Below are 25190 nucleotides of genomic sequence, written 5' to 3' on the forward strand. Positions count from 1 at the left end.
GGCGGAAAACAGGGTAAAAGCAGCATGAGAGGGAACTGTGGTCCGCTATTTAGGCGAAAAGCGTTGATTCTGAGCGGAAAATGCTCAATTAGCGGATCGTAGTTCACTTTGGAGTGAGATTGGCGGTTTTCAGCCATATAGCGGATCACAGTTCCTTTTGAGACTAGGTAATGACCACTGAGAGTGGTGGATGACCAAGATGAGCCTCCCCAAAAGGGAGGCTCAAAGGTGTGTCGTCTATTTAGTGTCTTCAGCAGCCCTATTCTTTGCGCTTATAAAACAACCGAGAGATCCCAACCCCGATCGCTCCAAGTCCGATAAACAGAACAGCACGGATCGCTGTAGATACATCAGGCAGGTCGATGAAGATGATTTTGAGTAAAGTAATGAATAAGAAAATGATGCCGACCAGTCGGGCTTTGGGCTTGTGAATCAGATGACCTATGACGATGAGGAGTATCGCATAAACAGCCCAAACCGCGGAAAGGACCGAATGCTGGTAGTCAAAGTCAAGTGAGCGAGTCAGCGCATTCGTCAACTGTGTGAGATAAACAAGAAGAAGGACTAACGCCAACCATACGAGCGACAGGCTGAGTTGAACCCGGACAAGTCCTTGCTGAACTTTGAAGCGGAAGTAAGCGTACATACCGAAGATAGAGGCTACAAGGATAAGCCACGCCAAAGATTCCTCGGACAACACGTCATGCAAGGGATGAGCGAATACAAACAGCATGCCGATGAAAAAGGTAATCGCACCACTGATTTGCTGCAGCTTGCTTCGGAAGGCGACCCCAAGGCATAACGCGAATGCGCCTTCGACCACAATAGCGGAGCCTGCTTCATTCCCATGAAGCACATAAATGATCCAGAGCAGGGCACTGAACGTTGCGATGGATGCCTGTACGGAAAAGGCATTCTTTTGCCGATGAAGCCAGAAGGACGTACTGCCATAAAGCAAGAACCCAATGACCAGCAGCCATTCATAGACGTTACTATGGTTAGAGCTGCCGTAAAGCCCGTATGACCAGGTAGCAAGTAAGCTGAAACTTAAGAACAGCAGGATTCGCTGGCCAATTCGCGGTTCCTTGGCGCGGACTACGGAGATCGTAAAGATCAGCAAGTGCTGCAGAATAACGATCGTTAGAAGGGCTGCACGGTCATTGGTCCCATAGTCAAATAGGGCAATAATCAGCAATGGAAGATGCAGAACCCAAAATGCGGTAAAATAAGCACCGCGAAACGAGTAGCGTAATGACAACACCATCATGGACATCGAAAATAATCCCTCATAGCCAGCGAAAACCCATATATGGGGGTTGATGGAGTCAACGAGGAAGGGAACCAGATACCCGGCAAGCAGGGTGATGATCATGAGTGCTTGTGAGCGATGGCGGACAGCAGAGTAGACACTAAGCGCAATTGTGATGATGTACAAAATAAAAGCCCAGTTTGATGGAATTAATTCGTAAAGCATATGGGCGGCGAACAAGGATAAAATCAGAACTCCCATAGCTCCGCCTAGGAGTACTTGCCCGAGCGCGGCATGCTTATGGCGAATTTGCTTTTCTCCTTGCCAAATCATGAAGCACGCTGCTGCAACACCAAGCATGCAACGCACAGGTTCTGTAAGGATGCCAGCACTCACGGCGGCGGTGAAACCCCAGAGGACGCCTAGCAGGAAGACGACGATGAAGATGCGTGGCAGCCATACACGGGCAATCAAATGCTCCCAATCCCTTGGAGGCACGGTTTTCTTAACCGCTGGGCGAACCTCCTGTGGAGGGGGTTGTATGTGCGGTGGTACTGGCTCTGAAAGTGGCGGTGTTCGTTCAGCTTGATTGGGCTCCGGTATGGTGTGATTCGGTTGATTTCGGAGCAGCTCGCCTACTTGTCGTTCGAGTTCCTTGACTTTCTTTTCCAACTCAGCAACACGTGATGTTAATTCCATAAAGCCTCCTTCTGCCATTGCTTGATATAAGGAATGTTTTTCCATTAGCTCTATGTTAACATGACTTGCTTCCTTCGTGGGAGGAATATGAGAAATAGACAAGAAGGACAACTATGCTACAATAGGCTTAAAGAACATGAGGAGTTGACCTGAGTACATGAGTGGGCAAGTAAACGAGCAAGAGCTTTTACAATTTATTGTTGCGAAAGTGAAGTTAGACCCGAAGCAAGTTCAACTGGTTTTGAAACACGAAAAAGCATTTATTGCCAAGGCGGAGGCAAGTGCCAAGGGACAAGCGGATATCGACAGCGATGAGCTGATTGATCATATTTTGAGCAGACCTGATGTGAAATTGACAGAACTTGATGTCGATACGATTTTGGAAGTAGAGATGGATTATTTAATGAAAAATGGCTTTGCCGGCTATATCGATTGAGTTGATGCCAAAAAAACCTCCAAACCACTGCTCAAGTGGGGAAGGAGGTTTTTCATTTTATCCTTTCACAGCGCCAATCATGACGCCTTTGACGAAATACTTTTGCACGAACGGGTACAAGATCAAGATCGGCACGGAAGCTACCATGATGGTCGCATATTTCAGCGTTTCCCCGATCTGGAATTGCTCGGCCGCATTCGCGCCTGCTGACATGCCGTCCGTATTGTTGGCAATCAGAATTTCGCGCAGCGTAAGCTGGAGCGGGTAGAGCTCGCGATCTCGCAAGAAGATGGAAGCATAGAACCAGCCATTCCATTTCTCCACAGCATAATACAGAATCATCACCGCAATGACAGGCATGGAGAGAGGGATAATAATTCGAAACAGGATGACCAAGTGGTTGGCGCCATCTATTTTGGCAGATTCCTCCAAGCTTTCGGGAACGGCCATGAATGCGGTACGCATAATGATCAGATTGAAAGTGTTAATGGTAAAAGGGAAGATGGTCGCCCATAGGGAGTCAAGCAAGCCGACGCCTTTGACCACGAGATAGAGCGGAATCAGTCCCCCGCTGAAGAACATCGTCAAGACGACCATGAAGATAAAGACGCGGTTCCACATCACATTTTTACGCGAAAGCACATAAGCCCCCAAGGACGTGACAACCAGATTCGTGATGACGCCAAATACGAGAATAAAAAGTGTATTCTGATAGCCTTTCAGAATGGCGGGATTATGAAACACGCTTTTGTAAGCTTCCAAACTAAAGCCCAGTGGCTTGAATAGAAATCCTTTGTGCGTAATCAAGAGGCTGCCGTCACTTAGTGAGGCAAAGGTGACATACAGGAGCGGGTATAAGGTAATGACGACGAGCAGCAGTAGTAAGATATGAATAATCGTAACGAATATTTTATCGGATGGACTTGTTCTCACTTCAGCACCTCCTTTCCTACCATAAACTGTTTTCGCTGACGCGTTTGCTTATTTTATTGGCCGTAACGAGCAAGGCAAGATTAATAACCGAGTTGAACAAGCCAACTGCCGAGCTGTAGCTCCACCCGAATTCAAGCAGCCCTTTCCGATACACAAAGGAGGAGATGACATCTGCGGTATCATACGTGCTGGGATTATAGAGCAGAATAATTTTCTCGAAGCCCACGTTTAATAAATTCCCCATCCGCAGGATGAACATGATCGCAATCGTAGGCAAAATGCCGGGCAATGTGATATGCCAAATCTGTTTCCACCTGTTGGCGCCGTCAATTTTGGACGCTTCATATTGCTCCTGATCGATACTCATCAAGGCAGCTAAATAAATAATGGATTCCCACCCGATCTTCTGCCAAATCTCAGATAAAATATAGATCGTACGGAACATTTCCGGCTTTTGCAGCATGGCTGTATCATTAAAACCGACATGCGTGAGTAGGTTGTTGATCAAACCGCCGCTGTTCGTGAAGTCCTTCACCATCCCGGCAATGACGATAAGTGAAATGAAATAAGGCATATAGGTAACCGTTTGAACAAAACGCTGAAACTTTTTATTGGCAAGCTCATTAATCATAATGGCCAAAATAATCGGAGCAGGAAATTCAAAGCATAGCGAGTAAAGGGAGATAATGACGGTATTCTTGAGAATTCGCCAGAAATAGTAGCTGCTAAAAAATTCCTGGAAATGCTGGAAGCCAACCCATTCGCTGCCTAGAATACCCTTGTTAGGCGTATATTCTTTAAAGGCGATCAGAGCCCCGTACATGGGGGCATAATGGAAGATCAAGTAATAAGCCACTACAGGAACCATCATCAAATATAAATATTTATTCAGCAAAAAATCGCGCCTAAAGCGTGTCGGGAAGGTAGCTTCAGTTCCTTTACGCATATAATCTCTCCTTTCGCCGCTTCGGTTTCTTCCTAAAGAGGGAGAGCGGACGCCCTCCCTATGCCTTCGTTATCTTTTGTTATAACGATCCAGTGAAGCCTTTTTAATTTCGAGCGCTCGGCTCAGCTTCACGGATTTAAATTTTTCTAAATATTTATCAAAGCTGTCGACCGGTTCTGTGCCTAAAATGATTTTGAGTGTCATCTCGTCCACTAAGGTATTGAGATCGGTCATAATTTTGGCAAGCTCCGTACTTTCTTCCGGTGTAGCTGTGATTGGAGGCAGCTTGTGCTTATCCACGTCTGTCTTCTGCCAAGTCGACACGGCATCCCGCTGTGTTTGCAAAGCTAAATACTGCTCGATATAGCGTTTATCCTGCACGAAAGGACCGTTGTAATTTCCACGGATATAGAGAGACAAGGCTTGAGCCGGTGCGAGCTTATCCGGATTTTTCATGAGCAGATCGGTGTATTTCGGATAGCCGTTTTCCATTTTATAAGAAACGCCCTCGGTGCCGAAGTTGAAGTACATGTGCCCTTCATCCGAATAGCCGTAGTCCAGCAGCTTTGTTGCTGTATCAATGTTTTTGGAAGAGGCAGTGATCGCGACGGAACCGCCGGGAGCGTTAGCCGGGTCCTTCTGACTGTACATGGCGATATCGCCTTTTTTTAGAACCGGATACGGAGCGCCGATCAACACCGCTTTAGGATCTTTGGCTACAACAAGCGGCTGCCACTTCCCGATGCCACCGCCGGCATTCTGAACAGTAACGCCTGTTGCTCCAGAGGCGATATTGGCATCCAAAGCTTTGCTGTCCGCTGTCGCGAAATTTTTATCAATAAGACCTTCTTCGTACCATTTGTGGAAAGTAGCGAGGAAGTCTTTGTAGCCTTTTTCAGCTGGTCCAAATTTAATCGTGCCGTTATCAATGAAGAAATCACGCGTCACGCCAAAAGCGCTGGCAAAGGCGCCGTTGACAAGCTCATTAAAGGGTCTTGGAACGCTTACAACGGAGAAGCCGGCCGTCGCTCCTTTTTTCTCCTTGAAAGCTTTGAGCGTTGTATACCAATCATCAATGGTCTCAGGAACGGGAAGTCCAAGCTCATCCAGCCAATCCTTGCGAACAATAGGGCCTTGGAACACACGGAGATAGTCATCGCCACGGATGAACGGGAACGCATAATAACTGCCGTTATCGGTCTTCACTTGTTTATCTACTTCCGGATGTTCTTTGAGGTATTTCTTGAGATTTGGCGCAAATTTATCAATCGTATCATTTAATTTGAGAATATAACCGTCTTTGATCGCTTTCTCCGGTCCGCCTGGGAAGGCGCTTTGCCAATCAAATTCAATCATATCTGGCAAGTCGCCGGATGCGAGCATCACGTTAAGCGCCTGAGCCGCTTGATTCGTTGGAGGCGCGATGAACTTTAGATTTACGCCGGTTTTCTTTTGCCAGTCCTGAAAAAAAGGAATATCCGTATGAGCTGATTTCACCCCTACCACATTGCCTGTGAGCTCTCCCCAATACGTTAAGGTTTTGTCTGATTTGATCGGATAAGTGACAGCTGCACTTGGCGCTGTTGTTCCACCGGAGGTAGCTTTGGGACTGGCAGTATTGACAGCAGTTGGGGGATTAGATGTACAAGCGACTGTTAAGCTTCCCATTAAGGATGTTGCCACCAGCACTGTGAACATGTTTCTTTTGTTCTTAATCATACGTTGACCTCCTAAGAGTTTTCGTTGGGGTAGGGTGCTTGATGTCTTACCCTAACTATATGGTAACGCTTACAATTTCACTATCTGCAAAATATCCAATTACCTCGTGATTTCTGTTTCTATGTTCTACAAAATATCCAATTTCGTCTTGAAAAAAGCCAATTCCAGCGTGAAAAACCATTCATTGGGCTCATTTTGAAGGGCAGCCCGAAGGCTGCCCCGTAAATTATTTATCTGCCAGTTCCTTATATTTGCCTGGCGTGATGCCTTCGACTTTTTTGAAAACACGAATAAAGGCATTAATATCATTAAAACCTACCCCATAAGCGGCATCTCCGACAGATTGCTCCTGCTGCCTGAGCAGCTGCTTCGACTTGTTGATTCTCACTTTGTTAATGCGGTCGAGCAGCCCTTCTCCGGCATAATCCTTAAAGAGCTTGGACAAATAAGTGGCTTTACGGTCAAAATGGCTGCCGATCATCGTAACGTTCAAATTGGCATCGGTATAATTGTGTTCAATGAAAGTGGACACTTCCTCGACTAGCTGCTGCATCGCCTTTTGCCGTGTTTGCGAAATGGTAATTTGCCGCTTGGCTGCTGTATACGTACAGACTTGCGCAAGCATATCATTCAGCTGCTTTTGCATCTCTTGAACAGTTTTACTGCCAAGCAAGCGATCTATGAGTTGCGGGTTGCGAATAAAAAAGCTCTCTTGAATATCGCCCGTTTCGCTGATGCTTTTCATCATCGTAGTGATCAGGCCTAGCATGAGGCATTTGGCCAGAGAAACAGAGATATCGCGGCATTCAAAATTTCGGTGCATGATATCCGATAAAATCTGCTGTGCTTCGGCCAGCTCTCCAAGCTTGAGCGTATACAGAAATTGTTGTTCAACCTGCTGGGGATAATCATACCCCGTATTCGTTTCACTAATGATAGTGGTCTGCAAATCGTCATAAGCGAGAATTTCACGTCCCCCCATAACCATCTTGAAGGCCATGGAATCAAGTGCTTCAAGGAAAGCCTGTGGAATATCGGCCAGTTGTTCATGGATGCTGCTTATCGCAATGGTAAGATGAATGTTGTATGTCGCTGAAAGGAAAGTCTGTGCTTCTTCGGCAATACGAAGCAGTTCCTCTTTGGAACTCCTCCCATTGTCGGTGGTTAGATTGACTAAACAAGCTAAGGTATCGTCAATTTCCGCTGCATAGCCCCGGTGCTGCCCAGCCAATAGCTCCTCTACCACATTCATCACAATGAACTGAAGAAATTTCCAGGATTCTTCTTCCGACAAATGAGTGATCCGTTCCGTGAACGTCTCGTTTTTATCCACAACGAACAGCATAACGGCATAATCAAGCCGATCTAGCTTCATTTCGAACGTTGTTAAAGCTTCATGTATCGGAATCTGACTGTTCAGTTTGCCTTTGAGCAGCTTTTCAATAAAGTGGGAGCGGACAATTCGGCGCTGCTGCTCCATTTTCGTTTTGGAATCGGCGACTTCAATCAAGGTTCTGTCTACGGCTTCTTGGATGAAATGAAATTCATTGAATCGCTGATGAGACGCGTTGTTCTGTTTCATAGAGAAGGCGTGAACAAGGCGGCGTACAGGATTATAATTCCTTCGCAAAAAGATATACGTCAGAATGCCTCCCCCAAGCAAGCTAATCGCCATGCTGATATAGGTCAGATTGCGGACATGCGCCGCTTTTTGCCAATAAATTGTGCTGGGCATGATCGAAACGTACTTTAATTTGGAACGCGGGGATTGGATATTGAAAACTTCATATTTCTCACCATCTGAACCGGTGTAATAGAACTGGGCTTTATTGGCTAATTGTTCAAAAGGGAAACCAGAAGGCAGCTTACTCGTTGAATTGGAGGCAAGAATTTGATTTTCTTCGTTGAGAATGAGGACATGACCTTTGTTGAAAATTTCCATATTCTGAATGGCGCCAAGAATACGTGATTGATCCACCATAATGACATTAGTGGCTACAGGATTATCATGCTCCGTTGGATAAGTGCTGATATATGCGACCGTTTTGAGCAGCTTATTTTCACTGCCGATGCGGTACATGGGAATGAAGCCTTTGAAATTGCTGCGATTGAGTGTGGATTGCCACGAAGTGTAGCTAAACTCATCACTTTTGTGCAACGTATCGTAAGCAAAGCTGCTTGTTCGAACGGTAGCAGGAAGAATCACTGATTGATCCTTATTCAGATAGACATAGAAGGAATCAATGAGTGGGTAAGAGGTTTGATATAGGGTGAGGCTGCGGGCAATCTGGTACAGATCATACCTGTATTCTTTGGGATAAGCGTCATATTTATTGGAATAGAGCAGCTCCTGCATGTTCACATTCCAAGTCAGTTCGAAATTCAGCTGCTCCATCGCTTTGAATTGGTTGTCCATAACTTCGCGTACTTGCTTCAATAAGGAATCATTCGCTTGTTGAATTTCTTCCTTCAGCGTTCGATTCGATTCCACATATAATAATAAGCCAATGGCTACGGGTAAAAGGAGAATGACGATATAGGAGATCATCCAGGGTAAGACAATACTTTGTCTATTGATGATGACTTTATTCCGCATGACAGGTAACCCCCTTATAACCGTTACAAGAAAATGAGCTTAAAGCTTCGAAATGAATGCGCTGTCATACTATTGTATGGCCTTTCCATCGTTGAAGTCAACGACGGAAAGAACCATTCTAACTGGATTCATCGACAGGTTTAAAGCGATTTTTGCCGAAAAAGAAATAAAATAAATAGGAAATAAGAGAGTAGACGACAGCTGTGATACAGAAAGCATACGCATAGCCATAGTAAGAGCCGTAACGGAACACGAGGCCTGTACTCACCGGAGAAGCAAGAAACCAGCCCAGATTAAATACGGCTTCGCCTGAACTGGAGGCTAGTCCGCGGAGCGAACGGTGAACATAACTCATTTTAATCGAATTGTAAAAAGGGTTGGCTGCGTTCATTAAAGCTTGTCTGAACAAGTAACCGCCTGACGATAGGTAGAAGTTAGCTGAGAAAGCCGTCAGCAGCAGGAATGGGATTGAGCTTAGCTGCAAATAAACGACAGATTTCACTTCCCCATAGCGCTTAACGATCATAGGCCCAATGAGAAAAGCGATAGCCGTAGCCCCTTGTCCTAATGCCACCACGATACCGATTGCTGATTTCGACGCTTCAAACCGATCCTCAAAGTAGACATTCAAATAAGGAACGACCATTCCGCCAGCTGTTGAGGACAAAAGCCCCAGCAAGCAAAAAATACCAATGACTTGAATCGACGTTTTGTGGGAACTCCACAGCTCTTTAACGTGCAGCTTTTCGCGTTTTGGCTGAATTTCCTGTTCGCTTTTGTCAAAAAGAGCCATTGGAATGACGCCAAGCGCGGCGATCCCAACGCCAATCAGCAAGGTATATCGCAAGCTGTGTATTTCGTCAAACCCAATCATGAATTGAAAAAAATCGCAAAGCACACCGCCAAGTGCAATGCCGATGACATTCGCAAGCATGACCAGCGCCATATTGAAGCTGAACAAGTGAACCCGCTGCTGGGGTGTAGAGTTGTTCGCCATAAAAGGCAAAATCGTTGCAGAGACCACAGCAAGAGCCATACCGCCGAAGAAAGCGCTGACGAGCATCCCCTGTTGGCCTTCAATTAAGGAGCGTGCCGTCAATGCGGCTAAAGTGAAAATAAGTCCAAACGTAATGACGCGCTTCGGTCCGAGCCGATCGTTCATAATACCCGCCGGTATTAGAATGAGTGCGGAGGCAAGAGCTGTCATGCCAACGATACTTCCTACGGTCGTCTGCTCATAGCCCAAACTTTTCACATAGAGATTATAAACGAGACCAAACATGCCCAAACCTAAATTCCAAACAAAATTAAACCAAAAGAATAGCAAAATATTGCGGCTGTACCCGCTAAATTGCGTCTTCCACTCCTGAAGTAAATGTGTCATGAGTTGTTCCTGCCTTTGGATTCTGTGTCTAATTTGTAACCGCCTTATCCATTCTACCACCGGTAAATAATTTTGAACACGGGAAAGACTTGATATTCGAACTGATCTGTATAATAATAAGTAGTCTAATCTACGAAACAGGGAGAACATAACTGAAATGTCTACATCAACGAGTGCCGTGACGGAAGAACAGAAGCCAGAAGTCGAACAAATTGAGATTTGGAAATGTAAGGAGACGGATTGTAAAGCATGGGTTCGCAAAGAATTCGTTACGGAAGCTTTACCGTCTTGTCCATTATGTAAAAATCCGATGGTGCGCAGCTATAAGCATGTGCCTGTGGCGGCTAAAAAAGGAAACAAAAAGTTTTTAGTAGGAAAAAAACGGTTCTAAGTTGATTTTTTCCAAGCATACATAGACCAAAGCATCTTCGACCTAACTTGAAGAGTGATGCTTTTGGTCTTTTTTTTATGGCAATAATCCTTGGGGGCAAGCATACGCTGATAGAGAGGGGGAGTGTCTATGCAAAAGTGGCCCGAACTTAATCTAAGCGACGATGCCAGCAAGCTGCTCGTGGAGCTGAGGGACAGGAAAAATAAATGGGACAAGCTCAAAGCCACCCAGCCCATCTATGCCATATTGACGGCAGTGTTCATTCTCTATTTTGTCATTACCTTCTATCGGAAAGTGCTGCTGCCCTCTGGCGGCAATGCGCTGTCCATTCTCGATTTGGTCATCTCCAACTCGCTTCTCTCCGGCTCGCTGCTGGCTTGTATATCGCTTTTTCTGTTCACAAGGAATCGTGTCATGCAAATTGAAAAAGCGAAGACGAAATATGAAAATTTGCGCATCGAAACGATCGAAAAGCTGGACACGTCCTGGCTCAAGGATGTAAAGTCGGAAGCAAGGGATCAGATTTCAAGCTTTTTATATGACGAGTATGATATTAATATTGTGTTTAAGAGCTAGAGATGGGAGACAAATTGATGACTAAGATGAACTATGAATGCGGCTTTATCGAGGTTTTGAATATTCCTTGGGAGAAAATGCAGGCTCATTCACTAAGCGAAGTTGTGACAGGCCAGAAGCTTAGACTTGCGACGCAATTCCGAGCATGTTGGACGAAGGAAGCCTTGCATGTTCGTTTCGAATGCGAGGATGATCATGTGGTGGCGACGATGGAACGTCGGGACGATCCGCTTTATTTGGAAGATGTCGTTGAGGTGTTCATCGATACCGTCGGTACGGGCAGTGTCTACTATGAGTTCGAGGTGAGTCCTCGGAACGTAGTCTTTGACGCGCTGATCCACAACGATTTGGTTGGGGACAAAAAGGTTGATGTGTCATGGGATGCGCCAGGCTTCCATACGGAGGTATGGCTGCGAGAGGATGGCTGGCGGATTTACGATCTGCGCTTCTCTTTTGCGGATCTGGGACAGGCTACGCCAAGTCCTGGTGCTGAGTGGGGCTGGAACCTTTATCGGATTGATGACGATGTGGAAGGGCAGCGCCACTATGCCGCGTGGTCTCCAACGGGTGAAGTCAACTTTCATATTCCTCAGCGATTTGGAACGCTGACATTTGTGAAGGGATAACAGGGTAAACAGCATCGTTAGCGAATGCGCGCTACCCCTTTAAAGGCTGAATCGCGGCTTAGTGATTTCGAAAAGCCTGCAAAAGTGCAGGAATTTTCGACCAAATCGTGTGAAAACATGAGAAAGCCTGCGATTATGCAGGCTTTTTAAGCTATTTCCCCCTGGAATCGAAAAATGGTCCCAAAAGGATGCATAATCGCAGGCTTTTCCCTATTTCCCCCACTTCCGAGACAAAAAGGATGCATAATTGCAGGAATTATGCGGAATATACGGACCGGCCTGAGGCCATCTGCCAGCGTGAGCTAACTCATGCGATTCAAGCGACTCATGCGACCAAGCGGATTCAAGCTACTCAAGCGGCTCAAGCGACTCAAGCAACTCAAGCAACTACACAAGCTACCCCAGCCAACTCAAGCTATTGAAGCAACCCAAGCAACCCAAGCAACCCAAGCAACCCAAGCAACCCAAGCAACCCAAGCGGCCCAACCGCTGCGCAAGTGTGGAAAAAGGCGTTTTTGGATAGGTTCAAAAATCCAAAATGATTTCTGGGACAGCCGCTTATCGGCCTTGCTGGCGGCAAAATATGATCTGCTTATTCGCCCTGATGAAGGACATCGGCCACCTGCTGCCAAGCCCAGTCCAGTTCCTCTCTAGTAATCGTCAATGGAGGGGCAAGACGTATAATATGCTCGTGAGTTTCTTTGCATAGAAGCCCCTTAGCCTTTAAGGCTTCACAGTAGGGACGAGCGGCAACTGTAAGATCAATACCGATGAACAGACCGCGGCCGCGCACTTCAGCGATAAGAGGAAGCTTGATCTCCTGCAGCCGCTTCAGGAAATAAGTGCCAAGCTCATCTGAACGCTCTGCCAGCCGTTCGTTCTCAAGCACTTCGAGTGCTGCGATGGCGACGGCGCAGCCGAGCGGATTGCCTCCGAACGTTGAGCCGTGCGAGCCAGGCTCGAAAACTTCAAGAACCTGCCGATCACCGGCGACGGCTGATATGGGAAACACCCCGCCGCCAAGCGCTTTGCCCATGATGTACAGGTCCGGCGTTACGCCTTCCCAATCGCTGGCAAAGCGGCGGCCAGTGCGGCCGAAACCTGTTTGGATTTCGTCCGCTACGAACAGGACATTATTCGCTTGGCATAGCTCATAGCAGGACCGCAGGTAGCCTTCCTGCGGAATAACAATGCCGGCCTCGCCTTGTATAGGCTCGAACAGAAACGCAGCCGTATTGGGCCCTATGGCAGCTCTAAGAGCCTCGACATCACCATAGGGGATGATGCGGAAACCTGGCGTAAACGGCCCGAAGCCTCGTTGATATTCAGGTGACGAAGAGAAGGAAGTGATCGTCACAGTCCGACCGTGGAAATTCCCCGTGCAAACGATAATTTCAGCTTGGTCGGCTTCGATGCCTTTCACCTCGTAGCCCCATCGGCGGACAGCCTTGATTGCTGTTTCAACGGCTTCGGCTCCTGTATTCATGGGAAGAATCATCGGTTTTCCCGTATAAAGGGCTAATTTTTCATAGAATGCTCCTAATGTCTCACTGTGGAAAGCTCTGGATGTCAAGGTAACCTTCTCGGCCTGTTCATACAGCGCCTTGAGAATATGGGGGTGGCGATGTCCTTGATTCAAAGCGGAATATGCGCTTAGCATATCCATATAGCGGTTGCCTTCCGGATCCTCGACCCAAACGCCTTCAGCTTTCGAAATTACAATCGGTAACGGGTTGTAGTTGTGCGCTCCGTATTTTTCGGTTTGGTTGATAATGATCGAACTCTTCGTGTCCATAACCTATTCCTCCTTCGACAGATTATTTGGGTGGCGGGAAGCTGGGAAGTAACCTGATCACAACATAAGCGTATAATGCATTGTATTCCGCACGTACAATCAGTGCCATTAACCTTCTATTTTGGGAATTTCATATAAAAAAATTGGAACGCATATCCTCGGCAATTAAGCTAAAAATAACCCATGTTCATAGCTTTAGCTGCTGCCACTATTGGTATTCGTCCCAAAAAAATAATTACTCCGCGAGCTGTCCGCATACGAAAGTTGAGACTAACAATTGAAAAATATAACAGATGATGTTAGATTTGAAGAGTCAACAAGAGAAGTATACTTTATCCAGACAAAGGAACGGTGTGTACGATGACATCTCGCATTGAGAAAGATTTTTTAGGTGAAAAGCAAGTTCCGGCCGAGGCTTATTATGGCATTCAAACGATGCGTGCCGTAGAGAACTTCCCCATTACCGGTGTGAAAATTCACGCAGAACTCATCACGGCACTTGCCGAAGTAAAGAGAGCGGCTGCACTGGCCAACATGGATACGCACATGCTCCCTCGGAAAATTGGCGAACAGCTCGTCAAAGCGGCTGAAGAAGTGCGGGAAGGTCAGTTGCTTGACGAGTTTATCGTTGATTCCATTCAAGGCGGAGCAGGTACCTCGATTAATATGAACATGAACGAAGTGCTGTCCAATCGGACTTTAGAGCTTCTGGGCGAGGAAAAAGGCAATTATTTTCACTGTAATCCGAACAATCACGTGAACATGTCGCAATCCACCAACGACGTTATTCCTACAGCCATCAAAATTGCGGCTTATCGGTTATCCGAGCAGTTGATAGAGGCACTCAGTTCATTGCAAAGCGCTTTCGCGCGTAAGGAAACGGAATTTGATGATGTTATAAAAATGGGGCGTACCCACCTCCAGGATGCTGTTCCGATTCGGCTGGGGCAAGAATTTGGCGCTTATGCGCGTGTTTTGCAGCGTGATGTTAATCGGATTCGACAGGCATCACTAGGGCTTCTCACTGTGAATATGGGGGCAACTGCCGTAGGAACGGGGCTCAATGCCAAGCCGGAGTATGTAGAGCGAGTCATGTTTCATCTGAAAGGACAAGTCGGCATTCCGATCGTACTGGCGGAGCATTTGGTTGATGGCACTCAGAATATGGATGCCTATACGGAGCTTTCCGCATCGCTCAAAGTATGCGCGGTTAATCTTTCGAAGATCTGCAACGATATTCGAATGATGGCTTCAGGCCCGCGCGCGGGTCTAGGCGAGCTCAAGCTGCCGCCAAGACAACCGGGGTCATCCATCATGCCGGGGAAAGTGAACCCGGTAATGCCCGAGGTTGTGAATCAAGTGGCGTTCCAAGTCATCGGAAACGACCACACGATTTGTTTGGCATGTGAAGCGGGACAATTCGAGCTTAACGTCATGGGGCCTGTTCTTGCTTTCAATCTGCTGCAATCGCTGAAAATACTGCGGAACGCAGCTGGCGTCTTCGAGCGCTTCGCCATCGAAGGCTTGGAGGCCGACCGTGAACGCTGCGCGAACTATGTGGAGCAAAGCTTCGGCATTGTCACGGCGTTGAATCCGCATCTCGGCTACGAGGTCGCCGCGCAGTTGGTCAAAGAAGCGGTGCGCACCGGTATGACGCTCAAAGAGCTGATTCTGGAGCGCGGGCTGCTCACCCAAGAGGAGATCGAAGAGATCCTTAATCCAATTCAAATGACCACGCCAGGCATTGCTGGAGAAAGACTGCTGCAGCTAACAGACTAAGCGCATACACTCATATCAAAAGAGCTGCCTCACAAAGGTTAATCACCTAGAGGGCAGCTCTTTTTTTATCTTATATTTAACGGATTCCCGAACCCTCACTCCAACCATACCTTTATTCATTTATGATGGAGTTTTTATTGTTGCCAAAAAACATTTGCTCCCATAAGCCTTCGTGTTTATACACTTCCTTCACGCCATCTTTTTCATGAGTCAAACGAACTTCGCCAAGAATACGAGTGTAGGTAGGACTGAGTCCTATTAGTTTGGCGACGGTGGCTTTAAAACGAGCTACTTTGCCCAAAAGACTTACCGAGACGATATCTCTTTTTCTTATAAATTCAACCGTATAGGTCTCTGTCTTGGAAATGGGTTGTTTGTAAATTAAATGGTTATCCATAAATTTCTTGGTTGTGGGATGTTCAATGGTATCTTCTCTTGTAATTTGGGTAAGGGATTGATCGTCTGTTAATATTTCACCATCTTTAGCAATCATGAAGACGGGAAGCCGTTTATAATGATATTTTTTCTCCGCAATAATATCACAAGCAATGATGTCAAAGCCCGCCACTTTTGCCCGTCCCCAATACCAGTGATTCATCAGTTTATCCATGCCGATATTTCCCCAGTTATGGTCATGATAGCCGGTTCCTTTTAGTTGGGTTGTTGTGTCCCCAATGGTTAAAGAAGCCTCAATAGCGGAGGAAGGCTGGGCGACAAACCACGCAAAGAAATGCTCATCCTGATCGCCATAGAACCAGTGTCCTGTGTCGGGTCGCCACATAGGCAACTTTGAAGTCATTGCAGCGTGGTAGATAACATTGCCTTGTTCAAAATGCAAGATGTATTGACCATCTATATATTTCAGATAGGAGTTGCCTATGTTGACGTCACATATGTCTTTTTTTGCGTTGATGTCAGCTCCTTTGGATTGTTGAAAAGACTGTAAGGTTTTTGTGCCATCGGGATGCGTGATATCAATATCAACGGTAGGTTGTGCAGGACCGGGAACGTCAAAGTAATTTTTGGTATAAAAAATAGTGACGATCGTCGTTCCATCTTCAAATTCGGCATCCGTGTACCACCATTCATATGAACCTTCACGACCATTGGTTCGCATACCATCTTCTCTAGGCCGCGGCTGCTTAGGACTAATATTTAATTTATTATAGTCAGAATCTGAATTAGCAAGTCTAGCACTTTTAATGGTTTTTCCCATTTGGTTAACCTCCATAAGTTTAGAATTATGCTCGTTACATCTGTCATAAAATTGACATGTGTAATTGTTGTGACTATAGTATATTTATGAAGTGTGACAGGTGTCAACGTTTTTGAAAAAGTATGACAAATTGGAGGAAGTGTCATGTATTCAGGTACAAATCCGTCAGCTATCAGATCACAGAAATGGATTAGAGACTCGTTATTGCAATTGCTTGAGGAAAAGCCATATAAGAAAATTTCGATAAAAGAGATAAGTGATAAGAGCGATCTTGCTCGACAAACGTTCTATCAATTGTTCGATTCCAAAGAAGAAATCATAGAGTACCACTTGGATAGTTTATTTCAGGAATACCTTTTGGAAGTACAAAATCTTGAGGTTGCGACTACCGTGGAGTTAGCCCGAATATATTTTGTATTCTTTCAGAACAATGGAGAATTCATAAATCAGCTGATCCAAAATGACTTAATCCATATTTTGAATCAAAAGTTCTTTTTTTACTTAGGAGAAATTCATACTGTACTTCATCACACACTAAACATAACAGAATATGCATCAGCCTTTATTTCATCAGGTTTGGTAGGCATCCTCGTTTATTGGTTTAAGCAAAATAGGCAAATGCCGATTGACCAGCTGGCGGTATTGATTAGCGATATTCTTAGTCCATTTCCTAATTCCAAAGGTGAGTCGGGAGGTGTTGCGGCTTTCGCTTGCAACGTAGCGGCAGAGGAAGCCAAAAAAAGGAGCTAAGCAGTGCAAGCCGCTTAGCTCCTTTTCTATTATTGAGACAGGTTATTTTACCAATATCAGTGGTGCTGATCGGATCTTGCGTTTGTTCCTAGGCCATTGATGATGAAGTAGAAGGTTGCATAAACCATCAAAACTACAAGGCCCACCACGAAACAGAAGAGGACGGATTCTCTGCTCAAGGTCATGCGCAAAACACCCCAAATGTTAGTGTCCAACAAGGCATCCCAGCTGTTCAAACGATATTCTCTTCCTAATAGAATCCCATACCCGCACAGGAGTGAAGTCACTCCGATTCCGATCCAGGACAGGAAAGCATTGAACATTCTTCTGGCGATAAGATGCATGATGTACATAGAACTGCAGCCCAGCAAGAGGCCATTCCAGGCAAATAAAAAGATCGTATAGAAATCATACCAATAGCGATAAGTGAGATTACCGTTCTGTGCATACGTATGTTTCATAATCGTTAAGTGGATAAAATCCGTTAACACATAAGGCGAGTTGGGGAGAAACAACAACCATCCAAGCGCGAATACCAACAAGAGGATGACTTGCAAAATCGTAGATTTTTGCTTGTGGATATAAGAGGCTGCCAGAGCAAGCAGATAAGGAATCCAAGCAAGAAATAGATTCCAGATCAGAAATTCATAGTACGTTTGATCCTTGAAAAATTCGTATACGCCTACTGTAATGATCGAAAATAAACCTAAAAATATAAACAAGTATCTGTTATTCAAAGTTTTCATCATAGACTCCAAAGTGTAATTATTTCTATTTGCTAGTGTAATTCTCTCTATAGTTTACCTGTATTTTCCATATCTAGCAAGCCGAAAAAATCCCCCGATGTGCGGGGGACTATAATCTTATAGAATCTGCTTGCCTAACAAGGAGCTAATTAAGCCTACAGCCAAATGAGACGTTTTATTATTATCATCCAGCAGCGGATTTACTTCGACGAATTCAGCGGAAGTTATAATGCCTGCTTCAGCAAGCATCTCTACAGCCAAATGAGCTTCGCGGAAATGAAGCCCGCCTTTGACCGTTGTTCCCGTACCCGGAGCTTCCAATGGATCAAGAGAATCTACATCATAACTAAGATGAACGCCGTCTGTTTTGGTACTTATATAATCAATGGCTTCCTGCATCACATGTGCCATGCCTTTGCGATCAATATCATACATGGTGAAACATTTGATTCCGAGGGAACGAATGAGTTTCTTCTCGCCTTCATCCAATGAGCGCGATCCGATGAGGACGATATTTTCGGGTTTGAGTTTAGGCTGCTTGTTATGGATCTCCGTTAATAGCGGATGTCCCATGCCTAGACTAACGGCTAACGACATCCCGTGGATATTGCCCGAAGGGCTCGTTTCTGCTGTATTCAGATCCGAGTGAGCATCAATCCAGATGACGCCCAAATTGTCGTAATGCTCGGATAATCCAGCAATCGTTCCAATAGCTATGCTATGATCGCCACCTAGAATAAGTGGGAAATGTCCTTGCTGAACGACCTTGGAAACTTCTTTCGCCAGCCTTGTGTTCACCTGAACCACTTCTGCCAAATACTTGAGATTGGCATGATCCACATCAGCGGCTAAAGGAGCGGCTTGGTCATCAGGCAGCTTAATTTCACCCGTATGCTCGGCAGTGATGCCCATCTGCTGTAAACCGCGCAACAATCCAGCTTGCAGGATGGTTTTGGGTCCTTTACTGGCTCCGCGTCGGCCTGCCCCTAGATCAAATGGCACGCTAATCGCACTAATTTTCGGTATGGTACTCATACGATCAACTCCTCTTGACTAAGATTCCCAGTAAACAAAAATTCATGCTGTCTTATCGCTATTAGATTACCAGCTTTTTCGTGTGTACGTATATGGTTCAGTATATGAAAGCCTGCTTGCATTGGTTATCTGAATTCAATTTGTTTTTGTGACAGCCAACCTGGTGCCGATATGTTATACTATTATGAGAATGATTATCATTGGTTCGGTGAAGGTGGGATTTGACTTGAATAGCGATTTAAATCAAGAAGCGTATCTAGCAGGAACCTTGCTGGAGCTGAGCAAACTTGAAGTGATCACCTATACAGCTAATTGGAAATTTGAAGTAGAAAAGGCTGATAAACATACATTGCTTTTTTTCGTAAAAACAAGAGGGCAGCTTCTTATGAATCAGGAAGAAATCCCGATTTATGGAAAAACGCTTTGTTTGCTGCTGCCTGGAATGAGCGCCCAGACGTTGAATTTGTCGGGCAATGAACACAGCTTGATCTATCAGCTTGAATTCGAATTATTTCGCATAGGGGAGAAAACGAATTTGCGCAAGGTCTTTGACCGTGTGCTTGATTTCCCGGTGCAGGGCTTGCTGCAAGCAGATTTGCTGCTGTTTCAACGTAAAATACAATTGCTTGCATCCGCTTATGGCGTATCAACTGTTAGAGAACATTTGCGTCAGCAATATGTCTATGAATTGCTGGAGCTGATTCTTAAGGAACAACCGCCAGTGATTACAGCGCCTAAGGATGCGGATGCCTCGATCCAGTTGACCATTCAATATATGCAGGACGCTTATGCAACAGATTTGAATTTGGACAAGCTTGCAGAGCTTGCAGGGATGCATCCAGCTTACTATTCGCAGCGTTTCAAGCAAAAGATGAATAAAACGCCGATTGAATTTCTAACCCAAGTCCGTATGAACAAGGCGAAGGAAATATTGCTTGTATCAACGCCGAAGATTAGAGATTTAGCCGGACTTGTCGGATATCGCGATGAATTTTATTTCAGTCGTCGATTCAAGGAGAATGCTGGTTCTGCGCCTACGCAATATGCCAATGAGCCTTTGACGAGTATCGTCTCTTTGTCTTATCCCTATACAGATCACTTGCAAACGTTAGGCATTGTTCCAACGGCCGCGCAATTTCATCGGGCACCTTATTTGCCTGTGAATGCAACCTCCTTATCGCTGCCTCTTCATGCCAAGGATGCTTGGGAAATCGGAAGACAGGCCTTCCTGGAAGTCAAGCCAAGTCTAATTATATGCAAAGATAATGTTGTTCTGAAAGCGAGAGAGCATATCAGTGACATTGCACCCATTATTTCGATTCCGTGGGCGACGCAGGATGTATTCGACCATCTGGAAGCAATCGGGCAGCTTGTGGGCCGTAGAGAAGCTGCGAAGGAATGGATGGAACGTCATGCATATAAATCGGAGCTGGCCCGGAAGCGGGTTCAGAAAACGCTCGGAAGCCCATCTTTAACGATTTGCAGAATGACACGCAGTGGTTTGAGAGTATATGGTGCCCGGAATGTGGGACATATCTTCTATCGCTCTTTGGAATTAACGCCACCGGATCGACTGGCCCATGAGATGAGTCAGCACCGTGCGGGCACGAATTTCAATTGGTTGTCGGTTAACCCAGAGGACATGAATCAGTATGAGTCGGACTTTATTCTTTTCTTCACTTCATCTGAACAAGCGGCGTGTCAACTGCGGCAGCAGCTGCGGACAGATCCAGTTTGGCTGCGTCTGTCGACGATCAGACAGGGGCGTTACTTTCTTTTGCCATGGGAAGAATGGATGGTGTATGCGCCTCAAGCGATTCAGCAGCTTCTGGAGAAAGCGGTATCGTTGTTGTCGAACGCGTCGTTATCGAATCGCCATAACTAGATCCAAAAATAATCCAAGGATAATATCTTTGAATATGTCATGGACGAAATCGTGAGAGATTTCTATAATTACTTTATTGATAATGATTATCAATATTAATGAGAGGTACGGATTCTATCCATGAAGTTGAGTCGTGCAAACATGAATGGTCTTACTAATGGAGGGATAGGTCTCCTAACGATCATCGCTTTACTGTTCATAATGTTCATCGCGATTTCTTACGGGGCTAAGGATTTGACGCTGAGTACCGTATGGTCTGCGGTTTTTCATTATAATTCAGAGCTGACTACACATCAGATCATTCATGAATTACGTCTGCCTCGGGTTCTCGGTGCGGCGATTATCGGAGCAGGCTTCGCGGTAGCAGGCACTTTGATGCAAGGCATTACGCGCAATCCGTTGGCAGATTCGGGAATCCTCGGGATTAATGCGGGGGCAACGTTCATGGTTGCTTTAAGCTTCGCTTTCTTCCCTGATATGCCTTATTCCATGCTGATGTTGGTTTCATTCCTTGGCGCTGTGCTCAGTACGGCATTTATTTTCTTGCTGGGTGCTTCTACGCCAGGCGGTTTAACGCCTCTAAGGCTGACCCTTGCTGGATCGGTGGTAGCTGCTCTGCTTCATTCTCTTAGCTCAGGCATTGCTATCTATTATAACCTGAACCAAGATCTTGCTTTTTGGTATGCGGGCGGGGTGGCCGGAGTGAAATGGCAGCATCTGAAGCTGCTTGTCCCGATGATTCTACTGGGTATCGTAGGTGCTGTGCTGATCAGCCGTTCTGTTTCCTTGATTTCTTTGGGGGAAGAGGTTTCGGCCGGTTTGGGGGTCAAAACAAGGCGGATTCGCCTGCTGGGCATCATATTGGCCGTTATTCTTGCAGGTGTCGGGGTGTCTGCTGTAGGATCCATAGGTTTCGTAGGGCTTGTTATCCCGCATATCGCAAGAAGGATTGTAGGCGTGGATTATCGTTATATTATCCCGTTATCCGGATTGTTAGGAGCTGTTTTGCTGGTGCTGGCTGACTTGGGAGCACGCATGGTTCATCCTCCCAAGGAACTGGCGATTAGCTTGATGGTCGCGTTGGTTGGCGTACCTTTCTTTCTGTATTTGGCTCGGAAAGAAAGGAGGGGATTGTAAGTGTTTTCCCACAAACAGCTTGAACGCAGGAACAAAAGCATCATTGTTGGCATTTGCCTGCTGCTAATGAGCGTGGCGGTCGTTATGATCAGCCTGAATACAGGTTCCATTCGGTTATCGCCGCTGGAAGTATGGCAGACGTTCCTAGGGCAGGGAAGCCCGGATAGTCAGTTGGTTTTGTTTGAATATCGTTTGCCCCGAATTCTTATTACGATGCTCGCCGGCCTTGGTCTTGGCGTATCCGGTGCCATTCTGCAAGGCATTACCCGCAACGGTCTCGCAGATCCTGGAATTCTTGGCCTTCATGCAGGAGCTGCTTTTGGTTTAATAGTTTTCGTTAGCTTCTTTCATTCCATGAAAGGGATGCCATCGCTGCTTATTCCCATCTTTGCCTTTGCTGGCGGCATCCTAACGGCTATTCTGATCGTGATGTTGGCATTTGACCGTCAAAAGGGGATTATCCCCATACGGCTAATTCTTGTAGGTATTGCAATTGCCGCAGGGTTTGGTGCGGTAACGCTCTTCCTCTCCTTGCGCTTGGATGAAGCCACGTACAGCTTTACCTCCAGATGGCTGCTTGGCAACGTGTGGGGAAGAGATTGGGTTCATGTTTATGCGCTTGTGCCATGGATTGTTGTTTTCTTTCCGTATGTTTTCTCCAAATGGAAGGTTCTGAACGCCTTTTCGCTGGGTGATGAGGTTACATCAGGCATGGGGGTTGCTGTCAATCGCGAAAGGCTGATGCTTCTCATGAGCGCAGTCGCTTTATCCTGTGCGAGTGTGGCCATGGCCGGAGGCATTGGCTTCATGGGGCTGGTCGCGCCGCATCTGGCAAGGCGTCTGGTCGGTCCGATGCATCAGTATTTGCTGCCAACGGCCGGTCTGATCGGATTAGTCATCTTAGTCGCAGCGGATACGATCGGTCGTTCGATCTTTCAGCCGAATGCGATACCGGCAGGCGTGGTCGTAGCGGCAGTTGGGGCGCCGTATTTCTTATATTTATTAGTCAGATCCAAATAAAGATGCAGAGGGGTTTTATTGTGAAAAAGAAAAACATAGCATTGACGGGTATTATCAGCTCCTTATTTCTACTGGCTGCTTGCGGGCAGGCTGCGGCACCGAAACAAGCAGCTACGCAAGCACCGGCAGCATCAGCCTCGCCAGCCGTAACAAGCACGGCAAAACCTGTGGAGAAAGAGCCTCGTGTGGCCTCCATGTCGATTCATTTGACGAATGATCTGCTTGCACTGGGCATTACGCCTGTCGGTTCTGTGATGGGGGGAGATCTCAAAGCATTTCTTCCGCATGTTGCCGATCGCCTGCAGAACACCAAAAAGCTGGGTGTCGTAGTTGAGCCTGATATGGAAGCCTTGCTGGCATTGAAGCCGGACGTGATTTACTTGGATCAACAGTATGCGGGCAAAGATGTTTCCAAATATGAAAAAATCGCCAAATCAGAAGTGTTTAATCTGGATGAAGGCACATGGCGCGACCATTTGAAGAAAATCGGCAAACTGGTCAACCGCGAACAGCAAGCAGATACGTACATCAAGGATTACGAGACACAGGTGACGAAAGTAAAAGGTCTCATTAACGCCAAAATCGGAGACGGCAAAGTAATGGCGATCCGTGTGACGGCCAAGGAACTGCGTGTCATGGGAATGAAGCGACCACTGGGACCGATTCTGTTTACGGATTTGGGCTTGAAGCCTGCCAACGGTGTTGAGAAGATTGATAAAGCGTACGAAACGATTTCACAAGAGGTTCTTCCTGACTATGATGCGGATGCGATTTTCGTCATAGTGAACAACGAGGATTCGGCTAAAAAGCTGTTTGAGCAATTGTCCGCCAATCCGATTTGGAAAGGACTTAAAGCCGTTAAAGCGGGTCATATTTATCCGATTGCCGATCAACCTTGGCTTGATTATTCAGCCATCGGCAATAAGATGTCGCTTGATGCCGCTGAAAAGCTGTTTGCCAAATAAATAACGCTTTTTTTCTACATAGCAAGAGGCTGCCCTTGAAGTCAATGACTTCGGAGCAGCCTCTTTGTGGTATTAAAATGCCCAGTTTCCTTTGCGGAAGATGGGCTCAATACGGCCATCTGCATGTTCACCGTCAATATCCATGTCAGCGGAGCCGATCATGAAGTCAACGTGAATCAGACTATCGTTAAGCCCTGCTTGAATTTGCTCCTCTTTGGTCAGGGAAGTTCCACCCTCAATACAGGTAGGGAAAGCTCTGCCCAAAGCCAAATGATTCGAAGCATTCTCATCATACAGCGTATTAAAGAAGATCAAATTAGAACTAGAAATCGGTGAAACATGCGGCACAAGTGCGATTTCTCCCAAGTAATGCGCGCCATCATCAATTTCAATCATTGCTTTAAGCGATTCAAACCCTTCTTCAGCCGTGTAATCGAGGATGCGCCCGTTTTCAAAGGTGAGTGAGAAATTGTTAATCAATTTGCCTTGATAGCTTAATGGTTTAGTACTGCGCACGACGCCTTGGGTTCCCAAGCGATGCGGTGAAAGGAAAACTTCCTCTGTTGGAATATTAGGATTGAAATCAAAATCTCCCCTTCCGTTCGTTGCGGAACCGCCACGCCATATATGGTGGGGAGGAAGCTCAACGGTGAGTTCTGTCCCTGGAGCGCGGTAATGAATCTTATGGAAGTTCTTCGCGTTCAGCTGCTCTCTTTTGCTGCGTAGAACAGCATTATGCTCGTGCCACGTTTGCACAGGGTCAGCCTGATCTACACGTGTTGCATGGAAGATCGCCTCCCATAAAGCATGAATAGCTGCTTCCCCATCCAGATGAGGGAACACTTTTTGTGCCCAAGCTTCGGATGGAGCGGCAACGATGGACCATGTCATCGTATAAGCGGACATATGCTCTCGCCATTTGAGCAATTTCGGGCCAGCCGCTTTGGAGTTTGCCGAAATGCGAGCAGGATCAATATCCTTGAGCAGCTCTGGGTTATCCGCATCAATCCATAAATAGGCGCCGTTATTTTCGGCTAGTTCGGTAAGTCCCTGAGCTCTCCAGGAGGGATACTCGTCGAAAGCTTCATCTGGCGCGCAGGCATATCTGATTTGGGTAGAAACTTCATCCTGCCATTCTATATGTACATGTTTGGCTCCGGCTTCATAGGCTTTGCGTGAGATAAGACGCACAAGATCAGGGTGGAGAATAGGGGCGTTGATCCATAGCGTTTGACCGGATTGGATGTTCAGGGCAACGCGGACGATAAGCTCCGCATATTGATTAAGATGATGTTCAAAAGTCATAG

The 25190-nt window shown here is 46.2% G+C and carries 22 protein-coding genes; 11 read left to right on the forward strand and 11 right to left on the reverse strand.

Annotated elements, in window-relative coordinates:
• Nucleotides 1-259 precede the first annotated feature (259 nt).
• Nucleotides 260-1948: a DUF2339 domain-containing protein gene (locus tag HQN90_RS34015; protein WP_173227325.1), complete on the reverse strand. Its 1689-nt coding sequence runs from the start codon at nucleotides 1946-1948 to the stop codon at nucleotides 260-262.
• A 157-nt stretch (nucleotides 1949-2105) separates the two neighbouring features.
• On the opposite strand from HQN90_RS34015, the gene HQN90_RS34020 reads away from it, so the two are divergent.
• Complete coding sequence (locus HQN90_RS34020; protein ID WP_173227326.1) at nucleotides 2106-2384, forward strand: hypothetical protein; 279 nt, start codon at nucleotides 2106-2108, stop codon at nucleotides 2382-2384.
• A gap of 57 nt (nucleotides 2385-2441) precedes the next feature.
• On the opposite strand, the gene HQN90_RS34025 is transcribed toward HQN90_RS34020, so the two are convergent.
• From HQN90_RS34025 to HQN90_RS34045, 5 genes are all read right to left on the reverse strand, one after another.
• Nucleotides 2442-3317 carry an ABC transporter permease subunit gene (locus tag HQN90_RS34025; RefSeq protein WP_173227327.1) on the reverse strand — a complete coding sequence of 292 codons (876 nt, stop codon included), beginning with the start codon at nucleotides 3315-3317 and terminating at the stop codon, nucleotides 2442-2444.
• A gap of 16 nt (nucleotides 3318-3333) precedes the next feature.
• Nucleotides 3334-4263 (reverse strand): ABC transporter permease, encoded by a 930-nt coding sequence (locus HQN90_RS34030; RefSeq protein WP_173227328.1) that lies wholly within the window; start codon nucleotides 4261-4263, stop codon nucleotides 3334-3336.
• Between the two features lie 69 nt (nucleotides 4264-4332).
• Entirely contained in the window at nucleotides 4333-5982 is a 1650-nt protein-coding gene (locus HQN90_RS34035) for an extracellular solute-binding protein (RefSeq protein ID WP_246362969.1), read from the reverse strand.
• A gap of 226 nt (nucleotides 5983-6208) precedes the next feature.
• The gene (locus HQN90_RS34040; protein WP_173227329.1) at nucleotides 6209-8578 is read right to left on the reverse strand and encodes a helix-turn-helix domain-containing protein; all 2370 of its coding nucleotides are present in this window, start codon (nucleotides 8576-8578) and stop codon (nucleotides 6209-6211) included.
• A gap of 118 nt (nucleotides 8579-8696) precedes the next feature.
• Entirely contained in the window at nucleotides 8697-10112 is a 1416-nt protein-coding gene (locus HQN90_RS34045) for an MFS transporter (RefSeq protein ID WP_476739329.1), read from the reverse strand.
• 7 nt (nucleotides 10113-10119) lie between these two features.
• Here HQN90_RS34045 and HQN90_RS34050 point away from each other — a divergent pair, with 7 nt between their 5' ends.
• From HQN90_RS34050 to HQN90_RS34065, 4 genes are all read left to right on the forward strand, one after another.
• The gene (locus HQN90_RS34050) at nucleotides 10120-10353 is read left to right on the forward strand and encodes a cold-inducible protein YdjO-related protein (protein ID WP_079418734.1); all 234 of its coding nucleotides are present in this window, start codon (nucleotides 10120-10122) and stop codon (nucleotides 10351-10353) included.
• 129 nt (nucleotides 10354-10482) lie between these two features.
• Nucleotides 10483-10929 (forward strand): DUF2663 family protein, encoded by a 447-nt coding sequence (locus HQN90_RS34055; RefSeq protein WP_173227331.1) that lies wholly within the window; start codon nucleotides 10483-10485, stop codon nucleotides 10927-10929.
• A gap of 17 nt (nucleotides 10930-10946) precedes the next feature.
• Entirely contained in the window at nucleotides 10947-11555 is a 609-nt protein-coding gene (locus tag HQN90_RS34060; protein ID WP_173227332.1) for a carbohydrate-binding family 9-like protein, read from the forward strand.
• A 239-nt stretch (nucleotides 11556-11794) separates the two neighbouring features.
• Nucleotides 11795-11977: a hypothetical protein gene (locus HQN90_RS34065; protein ID WP_173227324.1), complete on the forward strand. Its 183-nt coding sequence runs from the start codon at nucleotides 11795-11797 to the stop codon at nucleotides 11975-11977.
• A 170-nt stretch (nucleotides 11978-12147) separates the two neighbouring features.
• Here the strand turns inward: HQN90_RS34065 and HQN90_RS34070 are convergent, their stop codons facing one another.
• Nucleotides 12148-13350: an ornithine--oxo-acid transaminase gene (locus HQN90_RS34070; RefSeq protein ID WP_173227333.1), complete on the reverse strand. Its 1203-nt coding sequence runs from the start codon at nucleotides 13348-13350 to the stop codon at nucleotides 12148-12150.
• A 360-nt stretch (nucleotides 13351-13710) separates the two neighbouring features.
• On the opposite strand from HQN90_RS34070, the gene aspA reads away from it, so the two are divergent.
• Nucleotides 13711-15129 (forward strand): aspartate ammonia-lyase, encoded by a 1419-nt coding sequence (gene aspA, locus HQN90_RS34075; RefSeq protein WP_173227334.1) that lies wholly within the window; start codon nucleotides 13711-13713, stop codon nucleotides 15127-15129.
• A 112-nt stretch (nucleotides 15130-15241) separates the two neighbouring features.
• Here the strand turns inward: aspA and HQN90_RS34080 are convergent, their stop codons facing one another.
• A complete protein-coding gene (locus tag HQN90_RS34080) occupies nucleotides 15242-16345 on the reverse strand; it encodes a lipocalin-like domain-containing protein (RefSeq protein WP_173227335.1) in 1104 nt (367 codons plus the stop codon).
• Between the two features lie 144 nt (nucleotides 16346-16489).
• Between HQN90_RS34080 and HQN90_RS34085 the strand changes: the two genes are divergently transcribed.
• The gene (locus tag HQN90_RS34085; protein WP_173227336.1) at nucleotides 16490-17095 is read left to right on the forward strand and encodes a TetR/AcrR family transcriptional regulator; all 606 of its coding nucleotides are present in this window, start codon (nucleotides 16490-16492) and stop codon (nucleotides 17093-17095) included.
• A 56-nt stretch (nucleotides 17096-17151) separates the two neighbouring features.
• On the opposite strand, the gene HQN90_RS34090 is transcribed toward HQN90_RS34085, so the two are convergent.
• Together HQN90_RS34090 and rocF are read right to left on the reverse strand one after the other, a co-directional pair.
• Complete coding sequence (locus HQN90_RS34090; protein WP_173227337.1) at nucleotides 17152-17844, reverse strand: DUF1361 domain-containing protein; 693 nt, start codon at nucleotides 17842-17844, stop codon at nucleotides 17152-17154.
• A 114-nt stretch (nucleotides 17845-17958) separates the two neighbouring features.
• Nucleotides 17959-18876 carry an arginase gene (gene rocF, locus HQN90_RS34095; RefSeq protein WP_173227338.1) on the reverse strand — a complete coding sequence of 306 codons (918 nt, stop codon included), beginning with the start codon at nucleotides 18874-18876 and terminating at the stop codon, nucleotides 17959-17961.
• 226 nt (nucleotides 18877-19102) lie between these two features.
• Between rocF and HQN90_RS34100 the strand changes: the two genes are divergently transcribed.
• The 4 genes from HQN90_RS34100 to HQN90_RS34115 all read left to right on the forward strand — a co-directional run bounded on the left by HQN90_RS34100 (nucleotide 19103) and on the right by HQN90_RS34115 (nucleotide 23883).
• Nucleotides 19103-20761, forward strand: a complete 1659-nt coding sequence (locus tag HQN90_RS34100) for an AraC family transcriptional regulator (RefSeq protein WP_173227339.1) — start codon at nucleotides 19103-19105, stop codon at nucleotides 20759-20761.
• A gap of 141 nt (nucleotides 20762-20902) precedes the next feature.
• Complete coding sequence (locus HQN90_RS34105) at nucleotides 20903-21898, forward strand: FecCD family ABC transporter permease (RefSeq protein WP_246362970.1); 996 nt, start codon at nucleotides 20903-20905, stop codon at nucleotides 21896-21898.
• A 66-nt stretch (nucleotides 21899-21964) separates the two neighbouring features.
• A complete protein-coding gene (locus HQN90_RS34110; protein ID WP_173227361.1) occupies nucleotides 21965-22918 on the forward strand; it encodes a FecCD family ABC transporter permease in 954 nt (317 codons plus the stop codon).
• 2 nt (nucleotides 22919-22920) lie between these two features.
• Nucleotides 22921-23883: an iron-hydroxamate ABC transporter substrate-binding protein gene (locus HQN90_RS34115; protein WP_173227341.1), complete on the forward strand. Its 963-nt coding sequence runs from the start codon at nucleotides 22921-22923 to the stop codon at nucleotides 23881-23883.
• 72 nt (nucleotides 23884-23955) lie between these two features.
• On the opposite strand, the gene HQN90_RS34120 is transcribed toward HQN90_RS34115, so the two are convergent.
• Nucleotides 23956-25188, reverse strand: coding sequence for an aminopeptidase (locus HQN90_RS34120; protein ID WP_173227342.1), 1233 nt, complete (start codon nucleotides 25186-25188; stop codon nucleotides 23956-23958).
• Nucleotides 25189-25190 lie beyond the last annotated feature (2 nt).

The sequence above is a fragment of the Paenibacillus alba genome (assembly GCF_013204855.1).
In the GTDB taxonomy this organism is placed as follows: Bacteria; Bacillota; Bacilli; order Paenibacillales; family NBRC-103111; genus Paenibacillus_E; species Paenibacillus_E alba.

Excerpts from the sequence above, each read along its gene's own strand:
- HQN90_RS34105 (WP_246362970.1), top strand. The coding sequence starts at position 20,903 with ATGAATGGTCTTACTAATGGAGGGATAGGTCTCCTAACGATCATCGCT.
- HQN90_RS34120 (WP_173227342.1), bottom strand. The coding sequence starts at position 25,188 with ATGACTTTTGAACATCATCTTAATCAATATGCGGAGCTTATCGTCCGC.
- HQN90_RS34035 (WP_246362969.1), bottom strand. The coding sequence starts at position 5,982 with ATGATTAAGAACAAAAGAAACATGTTCACAGTGCTGGTGGCAACATCC.
- HQN90_RS34055 (WP_173227331.1), top strand. The coding sequence starts at position 10,483 with ATGCAAAAGTGGCCCGAACTTAATCTAAGCGACGATGCCAGCAAGCTG.
- HQN90_RS34090 (WP_173227337.1), bottom strand. The coding sequence starts at position 17,844 with ATGATGAAAACTTTGAATAACAGATACTTGTTTATATTTTTAGGTTTA.
- HQN90_RS34110 (WP_173227361.1), top strand. The coding sequence starts at position 21,965 with ATGAGCGTGGCGGTCGTTATGATCAGCCTGAATACAGGTTCCATTCGG.
- HQN90_RS34015 (WP_173227325.1), bottom strand. The coding sequence starts at position 1,948 with ATGGAATTAACATCACGTGTTGCTGAGTTGGAAAAGAAAGTCAAGGAA.
- rocF (WP_173227338.1), bottom strand. The coding sequence starts at position 18,876 with ATGAGTACCATACCGAAAATTAGTGCGATTAGCGTGCCATTTGATCTA.
- HQN90_RS34060 (WP_173227332.1), top strand. The coding sequence starts at position 10,947 with ATGACTAAGATGAACTATGAATGCGGCTTTATCGAGGTTTTGAATATT.
- HQN90_RS34065 (WP_173227324.1), top strand. The coding sequence starts at position 11,795 with ATGCATAATTGCAGGAATTATGCGGAATATACGGACCGGCCTGAGGCC.
- HQN90_RS34040 (WP_173227329.1), bottom strand. The coding sequence starts at position 8,578 with ATGCGGAATAAAGTCATCATCAATAGACAAAGTATTGTCTTACCCTGG.
- HQN90_RS34045 (WP_476739329.1), bottom strand. The coding sequence starts at position 10,112 with ATGTTCTCCCTGTTTCGTAGATTAGACTACTTATTATTATACAGATCA.
- HQN90_RS34020 (WP_173227326.1), top strand. The coding sequence starts at position 2,106 with ATGAGTGGGCAAGTAAACGAGCAAGAGCTTTTACAATTTATTGTTGCG.
- HQN90_RS34080 (WP_173227335.1), bottom strand. The coding sequence starts at position 16,345 with ATGGGAAAAACCATTAAAAGTGCTAGACTTGCTAATTCAGATTCTGAC.
- HQN90_RS34050 (WP_079418734.1), top strand. The coding sequence starts at position 10,120 with ATGTCTACATCAACGAGTGCCGTGACGGAAGAACAGAAGCCAGAAGTC.
- HQN90_RS34085 (WP_173227336.1), top strand. The coding sequence starts at position 16,490 with ATGTATTCAGGTACAAATCCGTCAGCTATCAGATCACAGAAATGGATT.
- HQN90_RS34030 (WP_173227328.1), bottom strand. The coding sequence starts at position 4,263 with ATGCGTAAAGGAACTGAAGCTACCTTCCCGACACGCTTTAGGCGCGAT.
- aspA (WP_173227334.1), top strand. The coding sequence starts at position 13,711 with ATGACATCTCGCATTGAGAAAGATTTTTTAGGTGAAAAGCAAGTTCCG.
- HQN90_RS34070 (WP_173227333.1), bottom strand. The coding sequence starts at position 13,350 with ATGGACACGAAGAGTTCGATCATTATCAACCAAACCGAAAAATACGGA.
- HQN90_RS34115 (WP_173227341.1), top strand. The coding sequence starts at position 22,921 with ATGCAGAGGGGTTTTATTGTGAAAAAGAAAAACATAGCATTGACGGGT.